Source organism: Halalkalibacter flavus, from assembly GCF_036663575.1.
GTDB classification, from domain to species: Bacteria; Bacillota; Bacilli; order Bacillales; family Bacillaceae_D; genus Halalkalibacter; species Halalkalibacter flavus.
Map to the genome: position 1 here is coordinate 1 of NZ_JAWRVK010000160.1, position 319 is coordinate 319.

The window sequence follows — 319 nt, forward strand, 5'->3', positions numbered from 1 at the left end:
AGAGGCAATCATCTTGGTTTGGGCTGTATCCGTTTCGCACGACGCTACTCAGGAAATCGCATTAGCTTTCTCAACCTCTGGGTACTTAGATCTATAAGTACCCCAGGACTGCCTCCACATACCCTAAGTATTCAGGTATGGGTACCATCCCATTACGGATGGTGGGTTCCCCCATTCGGAAATCCTCTGATCAAAGCTCACTTACAGCTCCCCGAGGCGTTTCGCCGTTCGTCGCGTCCTTCGTAGGCTCCTAGTTCCAAGGCATTCACCGTGCGCCCTTTCTAACTTAACCAAATTGCTGCAGATAACACAACGCACT

General features: G+C 50.5%; 1 rRNA gene. It reads right to left on the reverse strand.

The features are described from left to right. A 23S ribosomal RNA gene (locus SAY88_RS24845) occupies window positions 1-292 on the reverse strand; the annotation flags it as partial. Window positions 293-319: the final 27 nt, after the last annotated feature.